Below are 22,253 nucleotides of genomic sequence, written 5' to 3' on the forward strand. Positions count from 1 at the left end.
ACTGTCGCCATCTTTCTACCCCCTTCTGGAGAAGACGCCCTTAACCGCAGAGATCACGTCCTCCACCTGGGGCACGGCCGCCTTCTCGAGCTCCGGGCTATACGGTATGGGTATGTTATTCCCAGCAACCCTCAAAATCGGTTCATCTAAAAAGTCAAAGGCTTCGCTGTTGGTGATCTTCGCAGCCACCTCTGCCCCCCAGCCGAAGTTCTCGTTGTCGTCCTCAACAATTGCGAGTCTGCCCGTCTTCTTCACGGAACTGACGATCGTATCGACGTCGAGGGGAGATAGCGACCTTACGTCCACGACCTCGCATTCGATGCCGTCTTTAGCCACCGCCGACACCAGGGGTGTCTCCAACACCTTGGGATTTACGCTCATCTGCACGGCTTGAAATACTTCCCGGCCGGCCAGATCGATAGCCGCGGCCCGCTCGAAAGGCAGCGGTATGGCCGCCCGCTCCGCGGCGATTAAAGCGTTCACCACCCTGTCCACATTACCTCCGGCCAGGTAATGCGCTTCAAGCTGGTTCACGGTAATGTTCAGACCGGCTTTGTCGGCCTTAATCAGCGGGTTGACAATCCTGGCCGGGGGCACCCTGCGCAAGCGCATGCCAATCAAGGTAACTATACCGACTCTAACCCCGGCTGCCAGGGCTGAAATCCACAGTCCCACGGGAATAAAGCTAAAAATTACAACCACACCGATCAAGATCAAAAAAAACAACAATAACGACGCAATAGCTCCAGAACCCATTTTCACCGCTCCTTCTATTAATTTGCCCTGCTCAGATATTCAAATCTCCTTCACCACAACACGCGTGCCTTCAACTTTGATTACTTTAACGGGCCTGCCTTTGGGGATAAATTCCCCCTCAGTCACCACATCCAAACGGCGGCCGTCAAGCTCCGCCGAACCTGCCGGTCTAAGAGGAGTCAGCGCGACACCTTCCTTCCCGGCATAGAGGCTCAACTCCGGCGCGGGGGCGACATAGCCTTCATCATTTTGCTGTTTGTTCTGTAAAGTCAGCCTGTACCACATGTTATAGCGGGACATCAGCCGCAAGCCCACGATTAAAATCACTATAGTGGCGACAACGGCCAGAACAAGCGCCGCCGTTGCCTGGGTGACATCCACCGCGATCAGAAATATCCCCCACCCCACCAGGATAACACCTGCAATGCCGGCCACGCCGAAACCGGGAAAAACGAATATTTCCAGCAAAAATGCGATCAACCCCAGCAAAAATGCAAGAAAGGCAAGCCAGTTGACTAAAGCAGGGGACATAATACTTCCGTCGCCTCCATACTGAAAAACTTATCCTGTCGATATTATTCCTTACTTACGGTATAAACTTTCCTACAACAAGCCTATCATAAATATACTTCTTGTCAAGCCGGGCCGTCCCACCTAATCAAAGATTCCCAGTATAACCTTTTACTGTACAATAAAATCAAAAAGGCTGTATTCAAAAAATACAGACCCCGCTCTCAATGTTTGTTCTCTTTACTCTCTTAAGCGAACCGGGGTTTCACCAGAAGCGTTCCCAGGTAAAACAGCGCCGCGAACAAAACTATGGTCGCCCCGGTGGCTGTTGACCAATAATACGACATGAGCAGTCCCGCTATCCCGGAGGTAAAGGTTATCAGCAAGGAAGCCACGTGGTACTGCCGCATGCTGCGCGATATGTTGCGCGCGGCCGCGGCCGGTAAAATCAAGAGTGAATTGATGATCAGGATACCCACCCACTGAATGGAAATTGTTACAATGACCGCTGTTGTTATACAAAACAAGGTGTCAATGAGGCGAACCGGGATACCTCTGCTATGTGCCAAGGACGGATTTACGCTCACCAGCAAAAACTTGTTGAACATCACTCCCCACAGGATGACAACGCCTGCAAGGGTAAAAGCCAGCAATAGCACTTCGTCAGGATTAATACTCAATAAATCGCCGACCAGAAACCGGGAAAACTTGTTAAAACCGCCGCCCCGTGAGAGAATGACAATGCCAAGCGCCACCATGGTAGCGGAAACGGCTCCGATAGTCGTATCGGTGGAGGCGTTTGTCAAAGTCTTTAAGACAGAGATTGCCAAAGCCAGGAGGACAGAGAATATCACCATAATCCACAGCGGGTCCTGGAAGCCCAGAAGCACTCCGATAGCAATGCCGGTAAGGGCAGAGTGCCCAATTGTATCGGAAAAGAAGGCCATTTTATTATTAACAACCATCGTACCCATGATGGCGAATAACGGACTGACCAGAAGCACTGCCAGAAGCGCGTTCTTCATAAAGGTGTGCTGGGTCCAGGCAAACGGCAGTAAATGATTGACTAAAGCGTACCATGTTTCCATCATGCACGCACACCTCCGTTATGAATAAGTCGTGGCTTTAAAAAGGTCTGTTCAGTATCTTTACTAATGGCCGGTCCATAAGTCCTCAGTATTCTTTCATCGGAGAAAACTTCTTGCGGCGTACCGCAGCGCTGCACCGTCCGGTCCAATAGGACGATGCGGTCCGCGTGATTGGACACCAAAGACCAATCGTGAGAAACCAGTATGATGGAAAGGTCATATTGTTTACGCAGGTTTGAAACCAAATCATAAAATATTTCTTTGCCCTGCACGTCGATGCCTGACACCGGTTCATCCAGCAGGAGCAGGTCGGGATTGGGCTCGAGAGCCATGGCCAGGAGCACTCTTTGCAGTTCCCCTCCTGACAAATCACCCAGTCGCCGGTCCAGCAGGTGCTCTGCCTGAACGCTGGCCAAGCCGGCGGAGACACGTTCCCGACGACGGCGGGAATGGACCAGGCAAACCGGCCAGGATGACAAGCAGGCTGAGAACAAATCCAACACGCTGACCGGTGAACCGGGATCGAAGTCAAGCCGCTGGGGAACGTAACCCACAACAGGATTCCTCCGGCAATCCCCGGCATCAAGGAAAGACAATTCTCCGGTATGGCGAATTTCCCCCAGAATCGCTTTTAACAACGTCGTCTTGCCTGCTCCGTTCGGACCGACCAGGGCTGTCAGTTCGCCGCATTGAATATGAAGATCAATATCACGCAATATTTCAGTTCTACCGATAGTGACCCCAAAGTTTTTCAACTTTGTATGGCACAACCCGCAAGATTCTCTGTGTGTTTTTTGAATAATACTAACCTTAGACATCTTAGTTTAACGCCTCTTCCAAGGTTTTCATATTTGTCTCCATTATTTTCAGATACGCATCCGGCTCCATGTCGCCTGTCACAGCCGGATCCAGGATATATATCTGCGCACCCGTTTCGCGGGCGATGGTCTCCGCGGCCGTCGCCGAATACTGAGGTTCGGCGAAGAGCGCCTTGATTTGCGATTTTTCAATGATCTCAATGGTGTCGGCCAACTCGGCGGCACTCGGTTCAGAACCGGGTTCTCTTTCGATCACAGCGGCGATGTTGAGGTTAAACTCCCGGGCAAAGTAGGGAAAAGCTTCGTGAAACGTGATAATGTCCCGCTTCTGGGCACCGTCAAGTGTCTGATGCATCTTGACGCGGAGCGCCTCAAGCTGATCCGCGTAAGCAGTGGTGTTGGCGCTGTATTGCGCGGCATGTTCCGGGTCAAGCGCGGCCAGTTGCAATCCTATATTGTTAACCTGCTGTATGGCATTCGAAATACTCACCCATAAATGAGGGTTGTCGCCCTCCTCTCCATCACCTTTAATGAGCGGTATGCCTTTGCTCGCATCGACAATTTTCAAATCAGGCAGTTGACTAACCACCTTGTCCATAAACGACTCCATTCCCGCGCCGTTTACAACAAATATCTGAGCTTCACTCAGAGTTTTCAAGTCGTCAGGTTTGAGCTGATAATCATGCAGGCAGCCCGTCACAGGCGGGGTCATATTGACCACCTTTACGCCGGGTACGTCTTTGGCGACATTAATAGCCGCGATATACATGGGGTAAAACGAGGTAACAATGGTCAACGTTTTGTCCGTTGCTGATTTATCCGGTGCCGTTTGAGTTTGTCCCTGGCATGCGGACAAAAAGACAGATCCAGTGACCAATAAAACAGCGGTTATTAACAGGATTGCAGGCTTACGCATTTTTTGGAACCTTCCTTTTCTTTTTTTTCTCTGCACAATTCACAGTAGCCGAACAGCTCAAAACTGTGCTTCTTAATTTCAAACTTTTTCTCTTCTTCAATCTTCTCCCGGTCCAGTGTCTTAAACGGGCAATAGTCAATCACTTCCGTCATGCCGCAGTTTAAACAAACAAGATGATGGTGATGTTTTCCCGAATTTAATTCGTACCTGCTTTTACCTTCGCGAAAGTTTAACTTGTTGATAATCCCCAAGTCCAAAAAAACAATTAGATTACGGTAGACTGTGTCAATGCCGACATTGGGATAGCTTTCCACCACCTTCCGGTGAATTTCTTCGGCGCTAAGCGGATGATTATCGTTATTCCCCATGAAAGCCTTCAAAATTTCCTGCCTCTGCGGTGTAATCTTATAGCCGTTTTTACGAAACTGCTCGATCACATAGTCTTCCTTCACCGGACTGCCTCCTAAATAATATATATTCTTATTTGCAACTCAATATTACTTATACCCTGACAAATAAAAATTGTCAAGATGCGACTTCATTTTAATTCCTAATTGACAAATAACAAAGCACAATATATAATGTGTATATACAATATATACATTATATATTTTAATAACATGGAGGTCAGAAATAATTGAACATAATTATTTCCAACTCTTCTCCGGAACCCATTTACGAGCAGATCTACAGGCAGATTAAAAACAGCGTTATAATTGGAGAATTACAGCCCGGCGAGCTGCTCCCGTCCATCAGAACGCTTGCCCGGGAACTGCAGATTAGTGTGATTACCAGCAAAAGAGCATATGAAGAGTTGGAGCGGGACGGCTTCATCGAAACTGTTCCCGGAAAAGGTTCCTATGTCTCTGAACAAAGCGCCGAACTGCTTAAGGAGAAAAGAATGAGGATAATAGAGGAAAAATTGGCTGAAGTTGTGGATGACTGCAAACTGCTGGGCATTAATCTGGCTGAATTGCATGAGATGCTGGATTTGCTCTTTATGGAAGCTTAACAGCAATGGAAAACATACTGAAAGTGAACAACCTGTCCAAAAAATTCAAAGGCTTTCTTTTGGATAATGTTTCCTTCTCCATCCCTTACGGATATATTATGGGCTTTATCGGAGCAAACGGAGCGGGAAAGACAACCACCATCAAGCTAATCATGGATCTTGTCAAAAAGGACGGGGGTGAAATCAGGATATTCGGGCGGGACCATCAACACTATGACAGGGAAATAAAACAAAAAATCGGCTTTGTTTAAGAAGAGTGTTATTATTACGAGGAACTCAGCGTAACGGGGATGAAGCGGATCATCGCTCCTTTCTACCAGGACTGGGATGAGCGGATTTTTCAGCAATACATGGAAAGGTTCAACCTGCCTGCCAAGAAAAAAATAAAAGAGTTGTCCAGGGGAATGAAAATGAAATTTTCCCTGGCCGTCGCCCTGTCCCACCACGCCGGCCTGATCATTCTGGATGAGCCAACATCCGGCCTCGATCCTGTTTTCAGAGATGAGTTTTTGGAAATATTGCGGGATTTGCTCCAGGACGAAAGCAAGGGAGTGCTCTTTTCCACGCATATAACCACGGACCTGGATAAAATCGCCGACTATGTTTGCTTTATTGACAAGGGCAAAATCGTTTTCAGCGGTGTAAAGGATGAGATACTGGGCAAATACGTTATTGTTAAAGGCAGCAAGGACCTTCTGACAGAAGAGAGCCGCAAGCTTCTCATCGGCTTAAGGGAAAACGAGTTCGGCTTTCAGGCTCTCAGCAACGATGCCGCCAGGCTTAAATCACAATTAGGTGACAGGATTTTGCTTGAAAAAGCGGATCTTGATGACATCATGCTTTACACGACAAGGAGGAACCGGGAGGATGCTTAATTTAATACTGAAAGATATTCTGATACAAAAAAGGACTATAATATTTGCCTTGTTATATGGCGTTTTTATCTTTTTTGCTTTTTCAAAACCTCCTTTTTCGCAATGTATCTACAGCATGGGGGCAATGGGAATATCGTATATACTCATCCTGACCGCCCTGCAGGCTGATTTTAAAAACAATACCATGGTCATATTGAACAGCCTGCCCGTTAGGCGCAGCGAAATAGTAGCTTCCAAATACCTGTCTATGTTTTATTCCAAGTACGGTTTTAGATTATTTTAAGGAGAACCGGGAACAGCCGGTGGTAATAAACTTGATCCAATATTTCAGCGAAAACGTATCGCAGGTATACTTGGCGGCAGTCATTCTCACTTTTATTGTTCTGGCTGTTTCCTTTACATGCACCCTGAAAATCTATGCGAAGAAAGATTTATAGACGGCAAATGGGGACAAACGGCATCGGAGTCTGTTCGATAATAAGGTTGGATTTAAGGCCCAGGAAGTATTTCACAACTTCTTGGGCCTTTTATTAATAAGACTCTTATCTTAATTAAATATAATTCCATTTAAGGGCAATAATAATATGCAATCTTCAACATCAGGGTAAATTTTATAATTTTGAAGGGGTTTTTTCCTTTGATGAGATTCATCAAATTCATCAGGCGCGGTATGTCCGGGCGCAGAAAATCAGATTCCGGGCAGCAAGATAATGGCTCCAAAAATCAAAAAAAAGAAAACCTGACCGCAAACCAGGAGCCGCGAAATCAAGATTTGAGTTCTGATCTGCAAACCAACCTGCGGCAGATAAGAGCAATATTGAGTGAATGCAGCGATGTGATCTACCGCGAGTTTGACTTTGCCCAGGACGAGCGGATCAAGCTGGCCCTTGTTTATTTAGACGGCATGGTCGATAAAACCCGGGTCAGCGATCAGATTATGCATAGTCTAATGCTTGATGCCCCGTTGGTGGAACAGGGTGAGGAATTCACCAGGACCCGGGTGTTTGCAATAATCAAAAAGAGGCTTCTCCCCATACAACAGATTGAGGAAACAAACAATCTAGATCAGGTCATTGACGCTGTGCTGGCAGGGGATGCCGTTTTACTGGTAGACGGGTGCGCGTGCGCCGTCATCAACGACGCTAAAGGTTGGGAAAGCAGGAGTATAGAAGAATCCCAGACGGAATTGGTAGTAAGGGGTCCCCGTGAGGCCTTTGTCGAAACCTTGCGGGTGAACACATCCTTGATACGCCGCAAGATTAAGAACCCCAACCTGAAAATCGAAGCCATGAAGCTGGGGCAGATCACTAAAACCGACATAGCGATAGTTTATATCAAAGGCATTGTAAATGAGCAAGTGGTTACCGAGGTCAAGGAGCGGTTAAACAGGATCAATATTGATTCCATATTGGAAACCGGGTACATTGAAGAGCTGGTCGAGGACAACCCCCTGAGCCCTTTTTGCACCGTCCTCCACACCGAACGGCCGGACAAAGTGGCGGCACAGCTGCTGGAAGGGCGGGTGGCCATCCTGGTGGACGGCACTCCCTATGTGCTGACTGTACCGCTTTTGTTTGTGGAAGCTATCCAATCTCCCGAGGACTACTACGAGCGGCCGATGTTCAGCTCGGTGATGAGGCTGCTCCGTTGGTTTTCTATGATCATTTCCCTTTTGGCCCCTTCACTATATATTGCCATTATCACCTTCCACCACGAGATGCTGCCCACGGCATTGCTGTTAAGTCTGGCGGCTCAGCGGGAAACAGTGCCTTTCCCGGCCTTTGTCGAGACATTTATGATGGAGTTTGTTTTTGAAATCCTAAGGGAAGCCGGTATCCGCCTGCCGCGGCAAGTTGGCCAGGCGGTCAGTATCGTGGGAGCGCTGGTCATTGGGCAGGCCGCAGTGCAAGCGGGGCTTGTCGCCGCGGGAACGGTAATACTGGTAGCCCTGACAGGTATTGCCTCCTTTACTTTCTGTTATTACGCCAGTACTTCCATACGCCTTTTAAGATTTCCCATCATGGTGCTGGCAGGCACCCTGGGGCTGTACGGAGTGATCTGCGGGGTGCTGGCCATTCTGGTGCACCTGGCCACCCTGCGTTCTTTTGGTGTTCCCTACCTGTCTCCGTTGGCGCCGCTAAATACAGACGGCCTGAAAGATGTGGCCGTACGAATGCCCTGGTGGACCATGCTGCGCCGCCCCAGGCTGGTCGGCATGGCGAATCCGCAGCGGGTGGCAAGGGGGCTTAAACCTGCTCCTCCTCCAACTCGGGGAAAAAGGTAACCTTAACCCTCCTTTTATCGGCCGTCGCTATGCTCAGGGAACAGGAGGAGTGAGACAATGAAGAAACCGCTAAGCTGTTTACTGTTGCTCATTTTTATGGCCGGTATTTTAAGCGGCTGTTGGAGCCGCAGAGAACTCAGCGAACTGGCCATTGTTTTGGGAGCGGGCATTGACCGCACTCCCGATGGTCAAGTCATGTTGACTCTGCAGCTGGCCAAACCCAGCACTATTACCGGCGGATGGGGAGGCGGGGCCAGGGGGATAGAACCGTCTGCCTGGGTGGTTTCCGGGACGGGCAAAACCGTCCTTGATGCCCAAAAAAGATTAGCCACCCGGATCTCCCGCAGTATTTACTGGGCACATAGCGCTATTCTGGTTTTCGGGGAAGAAGCGGCCCGCCACGGAATACGCCGGTATATAGACTTCTTCCTCCGCTCGCCGTATTCCCGTGAAACTATGTGGATCATGGTGGCTAACGGGGAAGCTAAAGATATCCTGGAAACCTGTTCAGAAATGGAAAACACTTCAGCGCAGGACATCGCTAACTTGGCCAGGTCCCGAACGGGCTATTCCGTAAATTTGAAGGATTTTACCATTATGCTGGCCAACCAGGGAACCAACCCCATTGCCTCCCGGATTGACCTTATTGACTATAGCATTAACTCTGGGGGACTGGCCCGGGCCAAAAGTGTAATGCAGAAGGGAGCCGCCCTTACCGGTACAGCTGTGTTTCATGACGAAACGCTGGCAGGTTTTCTGGACGAATCGGAAACCCGGGGTCTGCTCTGGCTCAGGGGTGAGACCTTGAAAGGAGTTATCAGTGTCTCATCCCTGACCGAACCGGGTAAAGAAATGTCTATAAATATAATCCGCGGCGCTACGGAAGTACAACCGCAATATGAAGGGGAGTCGGTATGGTTTGATGTGAAAATAGTTATTGAAGGTGATTTATAGGAGCAGCAGTCCGGCGAGGAGATAACGGAACGGCAGGTCCGTAAGGCCATAGAGGAAGAAATGGCCGGGGAAGTGGAAGATAAGGTCAGGCTTGCTCTGGAGAAGGCACAGGGGGAATACAGGGTAGACATCTTAAATTTCGGGGAAAGTTTCCACCGGAAGTACCCCAAAGTGTGGCCTAAGCTGAAAGACAGTTGGGATGAGGTATTCGCCGGCTCCGGGGTTAACATCACGGTGGAGGCGCATTTGAGACGCAGCGGCTTAGAGACTAAAAGAACAAGCGAGAAAGAATAGCTTAAACAAAACTCCGGCGCGTCCGGGAATAGTAATGAAGGTGTGGAGGTGCGAGCGGCCATGCTTGAAGGAGGCAAAATCAGCAGCAGACAGGCCATTTTCTTAATGGTGAGCATGGTCCTGCCCACGGCCTTTCTTTTCATGGCCGCAGCAATTGCCCATCTAGCCAAACAGGACGGCTGGATCTCACTTCTGCTGGCCGTTTTTGCCGCGCTGCTGATCGCCTGGCTGGTGGTTAATCTAAGCCTGCGTTTTCCGGGCCAGACCATCTTTCAGTTTGCAGAGGTAATCCTGGGCAGGTGGCCGGGCAAGGTTGTCGCCTTTTTGTATATCTGGTGGTTAATCCATATGAATGCCGAAATTCTCCGGCAGTTTGGTTCTTTTATGGTTTCCGCCTTTATGCCGGAAACACCGATTATTGTTTTTGAAATACTTGTTACGGTGATAGCTGCCTATGCCGTGCGCAACGGCCTGGAGGTTTTTACCCGGGTAAATGAGATTCTCTTACCGATCATCTTGGCGATGGTTTTTATTGTAAATATTCTTCTTGTACCCGAATTGAACTTAAAAAGATTACTGCCGGTTTATATCGACAATGGAGCTGTGCCCATTATAAAGGGCGCAATTATGCCTTCTGTCTGGTTTGGTGAGATCGTCGTCATGGCCGTGCTGATCCCCTATCTGAACAAAGCAAAAGAAGCTTACCGGGTGGCTGCGTCAGCCACTTTAATTACCGGAAGCATTTTAATCTTTTCATATGTCAACAGCATGGCATTGTATGGTCCCGAAGCCGCGGACGGGTGGATTTTTCCAAGCTTGAACAAAGTCAGGATAGTCAATATAGCCAATTTCCTCGAACGGCTGGAAGCCCTTATTATGTTCGTATGGGTGGCCGGGGGCATGGTAAAAATCAGCATTTTTTACTGGGCAGCGGTGCTGGGCAGCGCCCAGTGGCTGGAACTGAAGGATTACAAACCTCTGGTTTTGCCGGTAGGGGTAATCATTTTGGCTCTGTCCATCATGGCCCATGAAAGTATTCTTGGTTTATATACTTTCTTGGCTACGTCCGCGCTCCCTTTTTGGATAGTATTTCAGGCGTGCATCCCCCTCCTGCTTCTGATTGCTGCCATGCTCAGAGGACCAAGAAAAACCCGACATTGAAGGCGGCAGGCTGCGCTGCTTGAAGGAGGCAGAATTAATTGAGCAAGCTGCCGATCTGGTTGAAAGACATGCTCGCACTTACTCTAAAAAGGGAGTTGGCAAGTTTTATGATAGCATTGGTACTGCTGGCTTTTGCGTTTATTATTTGGCTTGAGGCACCTGGCCTGGTAAAGAAAAAGATGTGGCGTGAATTGGCGGCTTTTTCGGTCTTCCTGATTATCGGCATGGCTCTTACTATCCCGCAAGTATACGGAATACGGCCATTTGAGCCCAACGCGCCGATCGAGACGCTGTTTAAACCCCTGGCCGAATTGCTGAAAAAACCATAAAGTGTGCCTATACTGTTATCTGTCTGCCACATACGTGCAATTATATCAGGCCGGCTTTCTTCCGAACATAACTGCGAAATGATAATACTTATAAACACAGTCAACATCCGAAAAACCGGCCTCTGCCAGCCAGCTTAGCTGTCGGGGAAGAGTTGCTTCCTTATCCAGCTTGATTCTCTCGTAGCCGGATGCTATCTCTTCTTTTGAGAGCCCGCTGCTTTCAACACTTGATTTCCAATGTTTCTTGAAGACGGAATCAGTATATGGCGTATTTCCCAGCACTTGATCGGCGTTTATGAATATCCCGTTTGGCTTGAGCATCAGGTAACACTGCTTGTATAGCTTGAGTTTTTGCTCGTCGCTAAGATGATGGATGGATAAAGCCGAAATGATAATGTCATATTCCCGGAATGGAACGCAATTAGTATAATCGCCCACTATATACTCTACGTCACTAACATCTTTAAATCTTTCCTTAGCAGCCTGAAGCATCTTTTCTGAAATATCGACTAAGGTTAACCTTGCCTCAGGGATTTTGCCCAAGAGGAATGAAGAGAAAAGTCCGGTTCCGGCACCGATGTCTAAAACAATCGGCTTCTCGCACACCGGTTCGAGCAATGATACGGCAACACCGTAAAAATCATTGAAACAAGGAATCAACTGTTTCCTTTGACGGTCATAGTCCATAGAAATATGGTCGAACTTTTTTTGAATTTCACTACTCATGCAAAATCCCCTCCCCGTTTCACCGTTCATCTTGCTTTTTGACTAATTTCATGTTAAAAAGTGTTTAGCGTTCGTTCACAATTATGTTTGTCGATAGTTTAAATTCCCGGAGGGCTTTTATGAAACATACTTATTTATTTTCAGAAGGCATATGGATCGCAAAAGGGATCTATTATGATGAAAACGGTAATCCGTTAAATGTTGAAGGGCAGTCCCAAATAACCCACCTTAAGGATTTATGGTTAAATATTAGCTGTCTGACTCTTTCAGGAGAAAACCCGGTAGAATTGAGAAACGACTATGAAATCGTCCCCTTCGTCAAAGACTTTACTGCATGGAAAGCCTTAAACCCGGAGTTGGGAACATTGTTAGGAAGATTCGTGGTCATTGACGATTCAATTATTTCCTTGTTCAGCACTGAAAAGGGAGATCTATTCGGCTCCGAATTTTTGACCCAAATATGTGCATCTGAGTATATCGGCAAAGGCGTATTATACAATGCAGCCGGCAAAATATCTTCCTGGTCCATTCACCTGGCAAGAGAAGAAGAATAATGGACCGGTTTCTTCGTCAAATTTGGCATAAGCATAATCTCCAGATAAATCGATAATCCGTAAACCGACTGAATACGGACAAGAGTGCCCGGCATTTACTTGGTTTTTTTAAACCATTGTAATGGGTTCAAGTATTTTCTATATTTCATGACTATTTCTCTGCCAAGTATAAAACCACCAATCCAAAATGACGCTTCACCTAAAAAAACAAGCACTGAAGATATTATTACTTTTACGCCGATTGTATAAGGAGTAAAGGGTACGAGCAATAAAGCACCGTAGAAAGCACAAGAAAGAATAACCAGGGCAATGCCGGCTTTCTTTAACCATGGCTTTTTCTCTGTCATCAGCGGCTACCTCCGGATTAAAGGAAATCACATTTTCCACTCTGGCTGAGTGTATGTTAAAAAGTTTGTGAGGCAAAGCGTTGCGGATATTATTCTATGATTGCGGCATCGATATTAGTTTCATCGACTGTAACTATATTGGGCAACGACATGGCACTTACCCTTTAATGATAAGGGATGACTGGCTTGCTTACTTCTACCTTTCACACCAAATTTCCTTCCGCAAGCATTGTTATTTAAGGACGATAAAAAAAGCCACAACTTATGAGGTTTTCATGTGGCTTTCATTTTTTAAGTTCATTTTAGCAGTTCTCTTTCTTTTGGATAGAGCCACAATGTTCTGGCTGATGGTTGTCATTTGCTTTAATTATTCTTCCTGGGAAACAGCAGGCGGGCGCTCCAAAATAATAACAAGGCGCCGGCAGCCAGGTATAAAACGGTGTATACGCCCCAGTAAGGCAGGCCGAAGTTAAAGTCATTTAATATACTATTTGTCCCCAGTATCTCCATCAACACAAAAATAGGGTTGGTTTCTTGCAAAAACTGCGCCACCCCGGTAATGAAGTCCGGGGGCAGGGGAAGGCTGGATGCCGCCGATGCCCCCGCCCGGTAGGAGCGGTCCAGTTCAATCAGGAATACCGAGAGCAGCGCAGTGCCTGCGGACAAGGCGAAGGTCAGCCCGTAGGCTGTGACGGTGCTGACTCCCGTTTTCCTGAAAAAGGCTGAGCAGGCCACGCCGATGCAGCCGAACAGAAACATGGTCACCAGGTAAAAACCAAACACTCCCGCCACCTGGCCCGGCGAGATGCCGCCGTACAGAAAAACAATGCTGTAAAGAGGCAGGGTGGCCGCCACCAGCAGCACCACGAAAGCGTTTGAGGAAACCAGCTTGCTCCAGATGATTTGCCAGGTGGTCAGCCGGGTGGTCAGCAGCACATTCAGCGTCTGCCGCTCCCGCTCCCCGCTGATCGCGCCGGCGGTCAGCCCCGGTGTGACGAAAGCAAGCAGGAACAGTTGGGCAACGCTCAGTAAAATAAAGATTTCCTGGCTGCGGGAAGGTTGATAAAACCCCGGCGCGTTACGCCAATTTAAATAAGTAAAGCCCAGGACAAAGGCGCCGATAACCACCAGGTAAAGCGCCAGCAGCCATGATGCTTTTTTATTGCGAAACCGCTGGCGCAGTTCTTTCAGCAAAACCGGATTAATTTCCGCCATCGTTTGCCGCCTCCTCCCCTGTTACGGCCATAAAGGCCTCTTCCAAGTTGCGCTTAACCTCGCCGAACTCAGCCACCGGCCAGCCGGCGGTGATTATTGCCTGCAGCAGCCCGGCCTGCTCCGCCTGCTCCCCGCTGAAAATGAACTGCACCGACGGCCCGTCCGCATGAGAATCGCTGATACCGGGGCGGGTAGCCAGGTAGGCGGCCAGTTCCTCCGCCCTGTCCAGGACCTCTATTCTCATCTGCCTGGCGCCGCGGGAGACGGCGGTTATTTCCGCCACTGTGCCGCAGGCAACCAGCTTTCCTTTGTCCATAATGGCCACCTCGTCACAGATCTCCGCCAGTTCCGGCAAAATGTGCGAACTGATCAACACCGTTTTATCCATCTGCTTTAAATGCCTGATAATTTCTTTCATTTCCGCCCGGGCCCTGGGATCAAGTCCGGAAGCCGGCTCATCCAAAATGAGCACCTTGGGGTCGTGCACCAGGCAGCGCGCCAGCGCCAGCCGCTGCTTCATCCCCCTGGACAGGGAATCCACGTATACGCCGGCCTTATCCGGCAGGTCGACCAGCTCCAGCAGCCCCGCCGCCAGGTGGGACCGCTGCCCGGCGGGGATGTGGTAGGCGGCGGCGAAGAACTCCAGGTATTCGGCGGCCCGCAGGTCGTCGTACACGCCGAAGAAGTCCGGCATATACCCGATCCTGCCCCGCACTTCCCCCGCTTCCCTGACCACATCCCGGCCGTCTACCGTGACAGTGCCCGCGCCGGGCAGCTGCAGGGTGGCCAGGATGCTCATGGCCGTGGTCTTGCCGGCGCCGTTGGGCCCGATCAGCCCGTAAACCAGGCCTTGGCGAACTGTTAAGCTGAATTGCTCCAGCGCCCTGGTGGCTCCGAAATTTTTGCTGACCCCGTTAAACTCGATCATCAGGACACACCCCTTCCACCGCCAGCCCCGGCCATGCCGGATAAGGCTCGTATATCTCGCCTACCCGTGTAAACTTTACCTTTACCTGATAGCCGTCCAGGTACCGCGATAATTCATCGGCAGCAATCCTTCTCCCCTCGCCGGGAAGCGGCTCCCACTTGTCCTGCTGCCGGTTGTATATTTCCACCGAGTAGGGCACCTGCCCCTGGACAGACTGAAAATCCAGGGCGTCAATCCGGCAGCCGAGCCCGATCGTCGCGTCCCTGAGATCATAAATCAGCTCGGCAGATTTGCCAATCATCGTCATTTTTCCTTCGGCGCCGTATTCTATCCTGCCGTTACTGCCCGCGGAGTAGGGTACTATGGAACCGGCGGGCAGGCGGAACTCGCCTTTTAGCTCCATGTTAATCACCTGTTTTACCAAGACCAGCCCGTGGTCCTCTTTCAGGCCCGGATTGCCGGCTACCTCAAAAACTCCGGGCGGCCCGTCATGCCACCCCAAGAATTGAATGCCGGCCGGTTTGCCGTATTCCCGGCTGTTATCTCCGGAGATCATCCGGCGCTCGCGGAAAAACGGGTCCGTCGCCCGGCCTTCGCCGCTCATGCCGAACAAAAGCGTTTGCGGGCTGCCGGATATGCCATTCCACCTCTCCAGCGTTTCTTCAATGTGCGCCGTCCCCCCGGCGGGGAACGCGCCGATTTTCACCACCCGTCCGCCTAAAAGCAACGCACTGTCCCGCAAGTCCAGGCCGGTTCCATTGACCAAATCACCTTTTACGGTACTCCCGCTGAGGTAAATGCTGCCTTCAATACTGCCCAACCCCCGTTGCAGCCCGTAAGCGGATACCCTTGTTAAAGTGCCATATTTGACTCCGTTAACGTCAATGCTGCTCTTCCGCTCACCTTGACGGATCAGGGCGGGCACGCCGGACGGGCTGCCGTAGTTGCCTGCCGGCAAGGCATACATATTGTCCGCGACGTTGAGCACAAAATCGCCGCCCCTGGAAGCCACCACAGAGGCTCCCGCCCGGACCTCGGCCAGCTCCGGCGTGAATATTTCCACTGTGGCAAGTGTCTGGGACAGGTAATTCTGCAGCCGGTTGCCCGGCGCCAGCAGGTAGACACCACCGGCGACAACCAGCGCCGCCGCGGGCACCAGCGCCCAGGCCCAATCCCTCCGGTCCGCGCGGCGCAGGAGGAAGTACAGCAGCGGTCCCACAGCCGCCGCGTAAACCAGCCACAGCAACGCCAGCGCCGGGAGCGGCGGGCCTGCCAGCCCGGGAATATACGCACTGGCCTCGGTCAGGTTGTCTTGACCGTTCAAGTACGGCATGGAAGACCGTTTGGTTTGACTGGCGGCATTTTCCTTGCTTGAAGCTGTGCCAAACAGGGCCGACCAGACCCCCCGGGCCTCGCCGCCGAGATCCCGCGAGGCGGCTCCGCAGTAAAACACCTGCCCCCGTCCCAGCTCGCGCCCGGCCAGCACCGGGACGCCGTCATCCATAGCCAGGGCGTTTCCGGCCACCAATTTGCCGGAAGCCACTTCCAACGGCCCGCCTGCACGCAGGCCGGCCATTTTGCCGCCGACCGTCTCCCGCCCGGTGACCAAAACCGGACTGATTTCCGCGAACCCCCCGCCCGCGCCGGCCCCGGCGCCGCCAAACAGCGCCAGCGTGCCGCCGGTGTATATCCAATCTTTCAGCGCCCGGATCTGGCCGTCGGTCAAAGCCGCCACGCTGGAAGCATCAACCATAACGATGTCCGCGGCGTTCAATAAAAGACTGTCCGCAGGCAACTCGCCGGGGGACAAATACTTCAAATTCACCTGAGCGCCCTGACTGTTGGACAACCATGCCTGCAGGCCGCTCCCCATGATCTCCTCACTCAAGGCCAGAGCGACACGGCCGCCGCTTACCGCCGCGCCTTCCACCCGCGACTTGGCCAGCACCAGATCGCCGGAGACAAGCTCAACAACCGGCATCGCCGCGGCCAGTTCGCCCGGTATCACCACACGGTATTGCGCTGAAGCATCCGCCGGGACGTTAACATCAACGATGAACCGGAACATGTCCGGCATACTTCTATCTGTTTGCTCATCGTAGTTTCTTACCCTGAGCAGGCCGGCAAACCCCGGCCCCGAGTTTTCCACAGTGACCGTCAACTCCAGGGGCTGCTCGGTTTTATACAAACCGCCCAGGCCGGGCCGCACCTTCATTCCCACCGCCGCCGCGGCGCAAGACGGCAAAGCCGCGCACACCAGTGCCATAGCCAGGACAGCGCAAATTAAAAAGCTACCGTACGGCAGAAAGTTCTTCTTCATAACCATTCACCCCCCCTGGTCAATCTTTCCTGTAAATCTACTTGCGCCAGCGCCACCGTCCCGCCTTCCCGGCGGGCCACCAGCAAGGTTTTGCCTGACTGGCTGAAACCAATTTTCTGGTAATTATTTACCTTATCCAGCAGCAGTGTCCGGGGCTCCCGCACACCCTCAGCCGCCAAATTGCGCAGCCAGTTCAACTCATCCGCTCCATTTCTGGAGTCCGTAGCCAATAGCAGCCGGTCGCCGGACCAGGCATGCCGGCCGGGCTGTTTAAAAGCGATATCGCCTTTGCGGCCCAGGTTGATTGTTCTGATTTCCCCTTGCTCCTGCCGTACTGTGAACAGGGGATCGCCGTCCGGGCTGTAGGTGAGCACCCGTTCGGTGGTTGTAGACCTGATGTAAGCAAGGTATCCCCGCGCTCCCCACGCCGGCCGTTCCCCTTCCGTAAGAAAGACCGTGCCACTGTCACCGGGACCAGTCAGCCAGAGCTCCGGCTGCCCGTTTTCTCCGGCCCGCTCCACTACCAGCCGGGAACCGTCCGGAGACCATGCGGGATGATTTCCCGGGCCCAAGGATACCGGTTCCTTGCCCTTTGTCAGCAAGTATACCTCATTCCGTCCTCCGGATTCGCCCTGGACATAGGCCAGGGTTTGCCCGTCAGGCGACCAGGCCAGTCCGGAAAATTCTTTCCCCTGCCCGGCCGCCAGCAATACCTCAGCTTTCGTCAAAGCTGCTTCCACCTGCTGCGCGGCGCCGGTGCCCAAAGGACCCGGGGGCATAAGCGCCATGATCATTTCCTCGCCGCCTGTATCGTAACGCCGTACCAGCGCCAGCTTGTCACCTGTCCGGGAGAAAGTGGGTGAATCATAGGACTGACCTGTGGGAGGCTCAACCGTGCCGGTTTGATTGCCGTATTGGTCCAGCAGCTGCAGAGTTCCACCCCTGACGGCGATAAAACCTTGCCCCAGCGTTCCGCAGGTAAAATCCAGCGGGCTTTCTTCCAGCCAAAAACGGCTTATTTCTTTAAACCGCCCGGCCTCCAAAGACTTCGGCGCTATCAGCGACCACCATATCCAGGACACTGCCGCAAGCAGCAGCACCGCCGGGATCAGCCAGAAGAAAACCGGCCGCCTGCTCCGGCCGCCCGCGGGGAATAACACCGTAACAGGCCGCTGCCGGTCCGTGCCGCCTTCCATCCGCATCCCGGCCAAACGCGCCCGCAGTTCTTCTCGCAGACGCTCGTTAACCGGAACAGCCTCCCGCACCCGCCGCATATGGCTCAAAAGTTCGTCCAGAGAGTTCCCGCCGGACGCAATGTCCGGCTGAACCCGGTTTTTATCTTTGTTGTATTGCGCGTCCAATGGAGTGATTTTCCCGCTCAATCCTTTCACCCCCCTCTACGTTGCTGAAATATTTATTGCGCAGTGCCTTCAGCGCACGGTAGTGCATCATGCGCACGGCTGTTTCCGTCTTTCCCAATACCTGCGCTATTTGGCCAAACTTTAATTCTCCGGCATACCGCAGAGAAACCACATCCCGCTGTTCCGAAGGAAGCCGCCCCAGCATGTCCCGCAGCAGCCTTACTTCTTCGTCCTGCAGCAGTTCATCCTCAGGGCTGGTCTGCGTGGAACCGGAAAACACCATGTCACCCTCCGCGCAAGGCCTTTCCCGGCGCCCCCGCAGGTAATCGACATAAGCGTTATGGGCTATCCGGAAAAGCCATACCGCGAAAGGAGCATCCCCCCGGTACTTATGGAAATTTTCCAACGCCTTTAAAAAAACCGCGGCGGTAAGGTCGTCGGCATCCCAGGAACTGCTGATCCGGTACCGCAAATACCGGTTTACCGCGTCAAAATGCTGGTCGTAGAGTTCCTCAAAGGACCCTCCCGGCACACGCACACGCTCCAGCCCAATTTTTGTTACCATGCAACAACACTCCCCCGCAAACCCTCCGTGCTGCTTAAACTATACTATCTCAGGTCATTTCTCCGACCGGCCTGTCTACCGTATAGACGGGCCGGCATCCAAAATGTAACGTTAAATAGGCAAAATAACTCCCATGCTATTTTCTGGTCCTACTATTTAGACTTAGAAAACTTGCGGATGGTTTCTAAAATTAGCAAAGGCAAGGGGATTTTTTAAGGCAGCAACCGGTAGTTTTGCGTGTAGAAAAGGCTCAACAACCAGGTAACACTTGGTCTCTGAGCCTTAACAACGCCTAGCTTTAAAAGAGACTTGGCTGCTTGCTTGCTGTGCCGGGAGATGTAGACAAAAATGCTGTCGATGTCGTAATAGGCAGCCTCGGATAGTTCGATTCTCTTACGCATTGTCTATACTCTTTTTTATAGCTGCAAACGTTTCCTCGAAATCCCGCATAGGCGTGCCTGCGGCAATTTCGCAGTCAACCTCCGACAACATCCGCCCCAATCGTTGGCGCGCCATCATCTTCTGATAGGCTTCGCAACTCATTACCACCAGATCAGCTTCGCCGTTCTTAATCACAATAACAGGGGACTGTGTCTCATGGCATATTTTAGAAAATGAATTATAGTCGTGCCGGATTGCAATAGAAGGCTTAATATTTGCTGTGATATTATCTTGCCGGCTCACATTTTCCACCTCTTCAGCCACTATTCTGTCATATTATAGCATAATTGTTATGAAAAATACTAAGGTTATCATATTCTAATCATACAGTGAGGTTGCCATTGAGTTAAAGAACTGCCAGTAAAGGAATTTTTATACCTGACAAATATAATCAAATATCCCAAAAGTATTGACTATATCCAACCAATACATTATTATAAATAATATGAGTAATAGTAATACTATTACTACCGGAGGTAAACTTGTGCAAAGAGAGCAAAATTATTTTACAGATAAAGAATATAGCACTGGCAAAAATTTAGCAGCCCGTACTGAAAAAGAACATGAGGCAACTGATTGTAATGAGTATAACACTGCTCTTTTTTCTGTGCGTGAAATAATGGAACTAAAAGAACTGCTTCAGATAAAAGACAAATTAATGACAGTAGTTGAAGAAGAAGGCATTAGTTATAATAGTATCAATAGCATTAATAGTATTAATAACAATGTTTTTGACGATATAAAACCTCAAACGATCCATATAAGCCAAAAGGTTTTCAAAGAGTTTAAAATGTTTACTAAAGAGCATAATACGACTTTAAAGCAGGCAGTATCATCGGCTCTGCTCCATTATATGAACAGCTTTAAAAATAAATAAGGAGCATTCCTGTAATTATTGAAAACGGCCTTTGAAAAAAGAGACGCCCATCAATACAATGGTAATGTGCTGATCCCGACAAGAAAGGCACAAAACCAGATTGAGGAGGCGCCTCTATATGAAGCGTACACAAAATGAAAAGATTTCGCAAATAAAAATTGAAACCTTGGTTGTTGGAATTGACATCGGAAAAGAAACCCACTACGCCAGAGCATTTGATTACAGAGGGATTGAACTGGCCAAGCTGCTGGTATTTAGCAACACAGCGGAAGGATTCGAACTCCTGGACCTGTGGATGCGGAACATATGTAAGCAGCAAGAAAAGACAGAAGTCATTGCCGGCTTTGAACCCACTGGACATTACTGGTTTACACTGGGAGACCACCTCAACCGCCAAGGCCATAAACTGGCCATAGTCAACCCCTTTCATGTCAAACGGACTAAGGAACTGGATGACAACAGTCCCACTAAGAATGACAGAAAGGATCCGAAGACCATCGCCATGTTGGTGAAAGACGGGCGTTACCGGGAAGTGTACATACCGGACGACATCTATCAGGAACTGCGTGAAGCGGTGGCTGAAAGAGAACGGTTGCAAGAACAGCTGACAGCTATCAATAACAGAGTTATTCGCTGGCTGGACATAAGGTTTCCGGAGTTTACAGAGGTATTTAAGAAATGGACAGGAAAAACGGCAATTCTGACACTGCGAGTGTTTCCAACACCGGACAAGGTTTTGGAAGCAGGCGCGGACAAAATATTAGCCACATGGAGGACAGCAGTAAAGCGCTCTGTAGGCATAAAAAGAGCACAGGCACTGGTAAAAGCGGCATCCAACAGCATTGGCAGAACCATCGGTCGTGTAGCTTCAGAAGCCAGCCTGCAGAACCTGCTTGCAGAATACGAATTATACCAGGCGCAGCAAGAACGATTGGAACAACTGATGTGGGAACTGCTGCTTCAAGTGCCAAATGCAGACAAACTATTAAAGATCAAGGGAGTTGGAATGGTTACGGCTGCGACCTTTGTCGGTGAAACCGGAGATATCCACCGGTTTGAACATCCGCGCCAAATACAAAAACTGGCCGGTTGTAACCTGGTAGAAAACAGCTCCGGCAAACACAAAGGCAAGACCACTATAAGCCGACGGGGACGAAGGCGATTACGGCATGGGCTGTTCATGACCATGATTGCTATCCTGGGTAGAAACCAGGAATTCCAGGAACTACACCACCGTAACCTAACAAGGGAAAAGAACCCGTTAAACAAGATGCAGTCCATTATTGCCCTCTGCGGCAAGCTCATCCGGGTATTCTACACAATCCTGAGCAAGGGAGTTGACTACGACCCGGAAAAGATGATGGGCGATATTCAACAGTCGATGAAGGTGGCTGCATAAAGACGCTGAAGACCCCTGAAACGATAGAGAAAGCAAGAACAAATCATCGTCGAGTGGAAAGTGCCGCAACCAACAAGACGACTATGTGGAAGACCCAGTTATGCACAGGTATTGAAAGCACTTTGAAAACAGAGAGCCGGGACAGTCAGGTTGAATTTATCCATTAGGGCAAAGACCCAGTCTAGGAGCATGACTGACGTTCCACCTCTTGGATAGGCAGAACGAAGGAATTTAGGGCTAAGACCCAGGAAGACATGGGAGGTTTGCTGCCGGGAGACGATGTGGAATCCCACGGCCATGATACAAAAAAACATGCGGCCCTGGGTAAAGATACGCATTGTCATCCATAATTACACATTGATGTTAATATCAAGAGATGGGCTATCTGGAAACAAAGTGAAAAACTAAGAAATATGAAGATATTTTAAGATAATCAAAGTACATTAAGGGAGGAATTATATACTACGATTTATATCTTAAAAGCAATATATCAAATCAAGCTCCTCAGACAACTGAAGCGAAT

General features: G+C 50.2%; 24 protein-coding genes and 2 pseudogenes. 11 read left to right on the top strand and 15 right to left on the bottom strand.

Going from position 1 to position 22,253, the window contains the following annotated elements; all coding sequences use genetic code 11:
- Positions 1-15: 15 nt before the first annotated feature.
- The 6 genes from A4E54_RS05155 to A4E54_RS05180 all read right to left on the bottom strand — a co-directional run bounded on the left by A4E54_RS05155 (position 16) and on the right by A4E54_RS05180 (position 4,540).
- Positions 16-756, bottom strand: a complete 741-nt coding sequence (locus tag A4E54_RS05155) for a flotillin-like FloA family protein (protein WP_286724823.1) — start codon at positions 754-756, stop codon at positions 16-18.
- 39 nt (positions 757-795) lie between these two features.
- Positions 796-1,287: an NfeD family protein gene (locus A4E54_RS05160; RefSeq protein ID WP_240084698.1), complete on the bottom strand. Its 492-nt coding sequence runs from the start codon at positions 1,285-1,287 to the stop codon at positions 796-798.
- A 227-nt stretch (positions 1,288-1,514) separates the two neighbouring features.
- Entirely contained in the window at positions 1,515-2,357 is an 843-nt protein-coding gene (locus A4E54_RS05165; protein ID WP_240084697.1) for a metal ABC transporter permease, read from the bottom strand.
- On the bottom strand, positions 2,354-3,172 hold the full coding sequence (locus tag A4E54_RS05170; protein ID WP_240084696.1) for a metal ABC transporter ATP-binding protein: 819 nt from the start codon (positions 3,170-3,172) through the stop codon (positions 2,354-2,356). The genes A4E54_RS05165 and A4E54_RS05170 overlap by 4 nt, the downstream gene beginning before the upstream one ends.
- Before the next feature lies 1 nt (position 3,173).
- The gene (locus A4E54_RS05175; RefSeq protein ID WP_240084695.1) at positions 3,174-4,088 is read right to left on the bottom strand and encodes a metal ABC transporter substrate-binding protein; all 915 of its coding nucleotides are present in this window, start codon (positions 4,086-4,088) and stop codon (positions 3,174-3,176) included.
- Positions 4,064-4,540 (bottom strand): Fur family transcriptional regulator, encoded by a 477-nt coding sequence (locus A4E54_RS05180; protein ID WP_240084694.1) that lies wholly within the window; start codon positions 4,538-4,540, stop codon positions 4,064-4,066. The genes A4E54_RS05175 and A4E54_RS05180 overlap by 25 nt, the downstream gene beginning before the upstream one ends.
- Before the next feature lie 185 nt (positions 4,541-4,725).
- Between A4E54_RS05180 and A4E54_RS05185 the strand changes: the two genes are divergently transcribed.
- The 8 genes and pseudogenes from A4E54_RS05185 to A4E54_RS05220 all read left to right on the top strand — a co-directional run bounded on the left by A4E54_RS05185 (position 4,726) and on the right by A4E54_RS05220 (position 10,997).
- Positions 4,726-5,100, top strand: a complete 375-nt coding sequence (locus A4E54_RS05185; protein ID WP_240084693.1) for a GntR family transcriptional regulator — start codon at positions 4,726-4,728, stop codon at positions 5,098-5,100.
- Between the two features lie 5 nt (positions 5,101-5,105).
- Positions 5,106-5,975 (top strand): annotated as a pseudogene (locus A4E54_RS05190) (ABC transporter ATP-binding protein).
- A complete protein-coding gene (locus A4E54_RS05195; RefSeq protein WP_240084692.1) occupies positions 5,968-6,258 on the top strand; it encodes an ABC-2 transporter permease in 291 nt (96 codons plus the stop codon). The pseudogene A4E54_RS05190 and the gene A4E54_RS05195 overlap by 8 nt, the downstream one beginning before the upstream one ends.
- Positions 6,259-6,289: 31 nt before the next feature.
- Positions 6,290-6,412 carry a hypothetical protein gene (locus A4E54_RS05200; RefSeq protein ID WP_282442388.1) on the top strand — a complete coding sequence of 41 codons (123 nt, stop codon included), beginning with the start codon at positions 6,290-6,292 and terminating at the stop codon, positions 6,410-6,412.
- Between the two features lie 203 nt (positions 6,413-6,615).
- A complete protein-coding gene (locus A4E54_RS05205; protein WP_240084706.1) occupies positions 6,616-8,259 on the top strand; it encodes a spore germination protein in 1,644 nt (547 codons plus the stop codon).
- A 96-nt stretch (positions 8,260-8,355) separates the two neighbouring features.
- Positions 8,356-9,507 (top strand): annotated as a pseudogene (locus A4E54_RS05210) (Ger(x)C family spore germination protein).
- A 48-nt stretch (positions 9,508-9,555) separates the two neighbouring features.
- Positions 9,556-10,668: a GerAB/ArcD/ProY family transporter gene (locus tag A4E54_RS05215; RefSeq protein WP_286724828.1), complete on the top strand. Its 1,113-nt coding sequence runs from the start codon at positions 9,556-9,558 to the stop codon at positions 10,666-10,668.
- Positions 10,669-10,706: 38 nt separating this feature from the next.
- Positions 10,707-10,997: a hypothetical protein gene (locus A4E54_RS05220; RefSeq protein WP_240084690.1), complete on the top strand. Its 291-nt coding sequence runs from the start codon at positions 10,707-10,709 to the stop codon at positions 10,995-10,997.
- Between the two features lie 45 nt (positions 10,998-11,042).
- On the opposite strand, the gene A4E54_RS05225 is transcribed toward A4E54_RS05220, so the two are convergent.
- Entirely contained in the window at positions 11,043-11,723 is a 681-nt protein-coding gene (locus A4E54_RS05225; RefSeq protein ID WP_240084689.1) for a class I SAM-dependent methyltransferase, read from the bottom strand.
- A gap of 119 nt (positions 11,724-11,842) precedes the next feature.
- Here A4E54_RS05225 and A4E54_RS05230 point away from each other — a divergent pair, with 119 nt between their 5' ends.
- The gene (locus A4E54_RS05230) at positions 11,843-12,277 is read left to right on the top strand and encodes a hypothetical protein (RefSeq protein ID WP_240084688.1); all 435 of its coding nucleotides are present in this window, start codon (positions 11,843-11,845) and stop codon (positions 12,275-12,277) included.
- A 95-nt stretch (positions 12,278-12,372) separates the two neighbouring features.
- On the opposite strand, the gene A4E54_RS05235 is transcribed toward A4E54_RS05230, so the two are convergent.
- From A4E54_RS05235 to A4E54_RS05270, 8 genes are all read right to left on the bottom strand, one after another.
- The gene (locus A4E54_RS05235; RefSeq protein WP_240084687.1) at positions 12,373-12,624 is read right to left on the bottom strand and encodes a transporter suffix domain-containing protein; all 252 of its coding nucleotides are present in this window, start codon (positions 12,622-12,624) and stop codon (positions 12,373-12,375) included.
- 363 nt (positions 12,625-12,987) lie between these two features.
- Positions 12,988-13,839, bottom strand: coding sequence for an ABC transporter permease (locus tag A4E54_RS05240; RefSeq protein ID WP_240084686.1), 852 nt, complete (start codon positions 13,837-13,839; stop codon positions 12,988-12,990).
- On the bottom strand, positions 13,826-14,767 hold the full coding sequence (locus A4E54_RS05245; RefSeq protein ID WP_240084685.1) for an ABC transporter ATP-binding protein: 942 nt from the start codon (positions 14,765-14,767) through the stop codon (positions 13,826-13,828). Before A4E54_RS05245 ends, A4E54_RS05240 begins: the two co-directional genes overlap by 14 nt.
- Positions 14,754-17,087: a DUF8725 domain-containing protein gene (locus A4E54_RS05250; protein ID WP_240084684.1), complete on the bottom strand. Its 2,334-nt coding sequence runs from the start codon at positions 17,085-17,087 to the stop codon at positions 14,754-14,756. Before A4E54_RS05250 ends, A4E54_RS05245 begins: the two co-directional genes overlap by 14 nt.
- A complete protein-coding gene (locus A4E54_RS05255) occupies positions 17,084-18,469 on the bottom strand; it encodes a beta-propeller domain-containing protein (RefSeq protein WP_240084683.1) in 1,386 nt (461 codons plus the stop codon). Before A4E54_RS05255 ends, A4E54_RS05250 begins: the two co-directional genes overlap by 4 nt.
- Positions 18,423-19,013 (bottom strand): RNA polymerase sigma factor, encoded by a 591-nt coding sequence (locus A4E54_RS05260; protein ID WP_240084682.1) that lies wholly within the window; start codon positions 19,011-19,013, stop codon positions 18,423-18,425. The genes A4E54_RS05255 and A4E54_RS05260 overlap by 47 nt, the downstream gene beginning before the upstream one ends.
- A 212-nt stretch (positions 19,014-19,225) precedes the next feature.
- Positions 19,226-19,414 carry a hypothetical protein gene (locus A4E54_RS05265; RefSeq protein WP_240084681.1) on the bottom strand — a complete coding sequence of 63 codons (189 nt, stop codon included), beginning with the start codon at positions 19,412-19,414 and terminating at the stop codon, positions 19,226-19,228.
- Entirely contained in the window at positions 19,407-19,697 is a 291-nt protein-coding gene (locus A4E54_RS05270) for a type II toxin-antitoxin system Phd/YefM family antitoxin (protein ID WP_240084680.1), read from the bottom strand. Before A4E54_RS05270 ends, A4E54_RS05265 begins: the two co-directional genes overlap by 8 nt.
- 241 nt (positions 19,698-19,938) lie before the next feature.
- Between A4E54_RS05270 and A4E54_RS05275 the strand changes: the two genes are divergently transcribed.
- Both A4E54_RS05275 and A4E54_RS05280 read left to right on the top strand, forming a co-directional pair.
- Positions 19,939-20,331 carry a hypothetical protein gene (locus tag A4E54_RS05275; protein ID WP_240084679.1) on the top strand — a complete coding sequence of 131 codons (393 nt, stop codon included), beginning with the start codon at positions 19,939-19,941 and terminating at the stop codon, positions 20,329-20,331.
- Between the two features lie 118 nt (positions 20,332-20,449).
- Positions 20,450-21,730 carry an IS110 family RNA-guided transposase gene (locus tag A4E54_RS05280; RefSeq protein WP_286724844.1) on the top strand — a complete coding sequence of 427 codons (1,281 nt, stop codon included), beginning with the start codon at positions 20,450-20,452 and terminating at the stop codon, positions 21,728-21,730.
- Positions 21,731-22,253 lie beyond the last annotated feature (523 nt).

Source organism: Pelotomaculum sp. PtaB.Bin117 (assembly GCF_002067195.1).
Lineage (GTDB): Bacteria > Bacillota > Desulfotomaculia > Desulfotomaculales > Pelotomaculaceae > Pelotomaculum_D > Pelotomaculum_D terephthalicicum.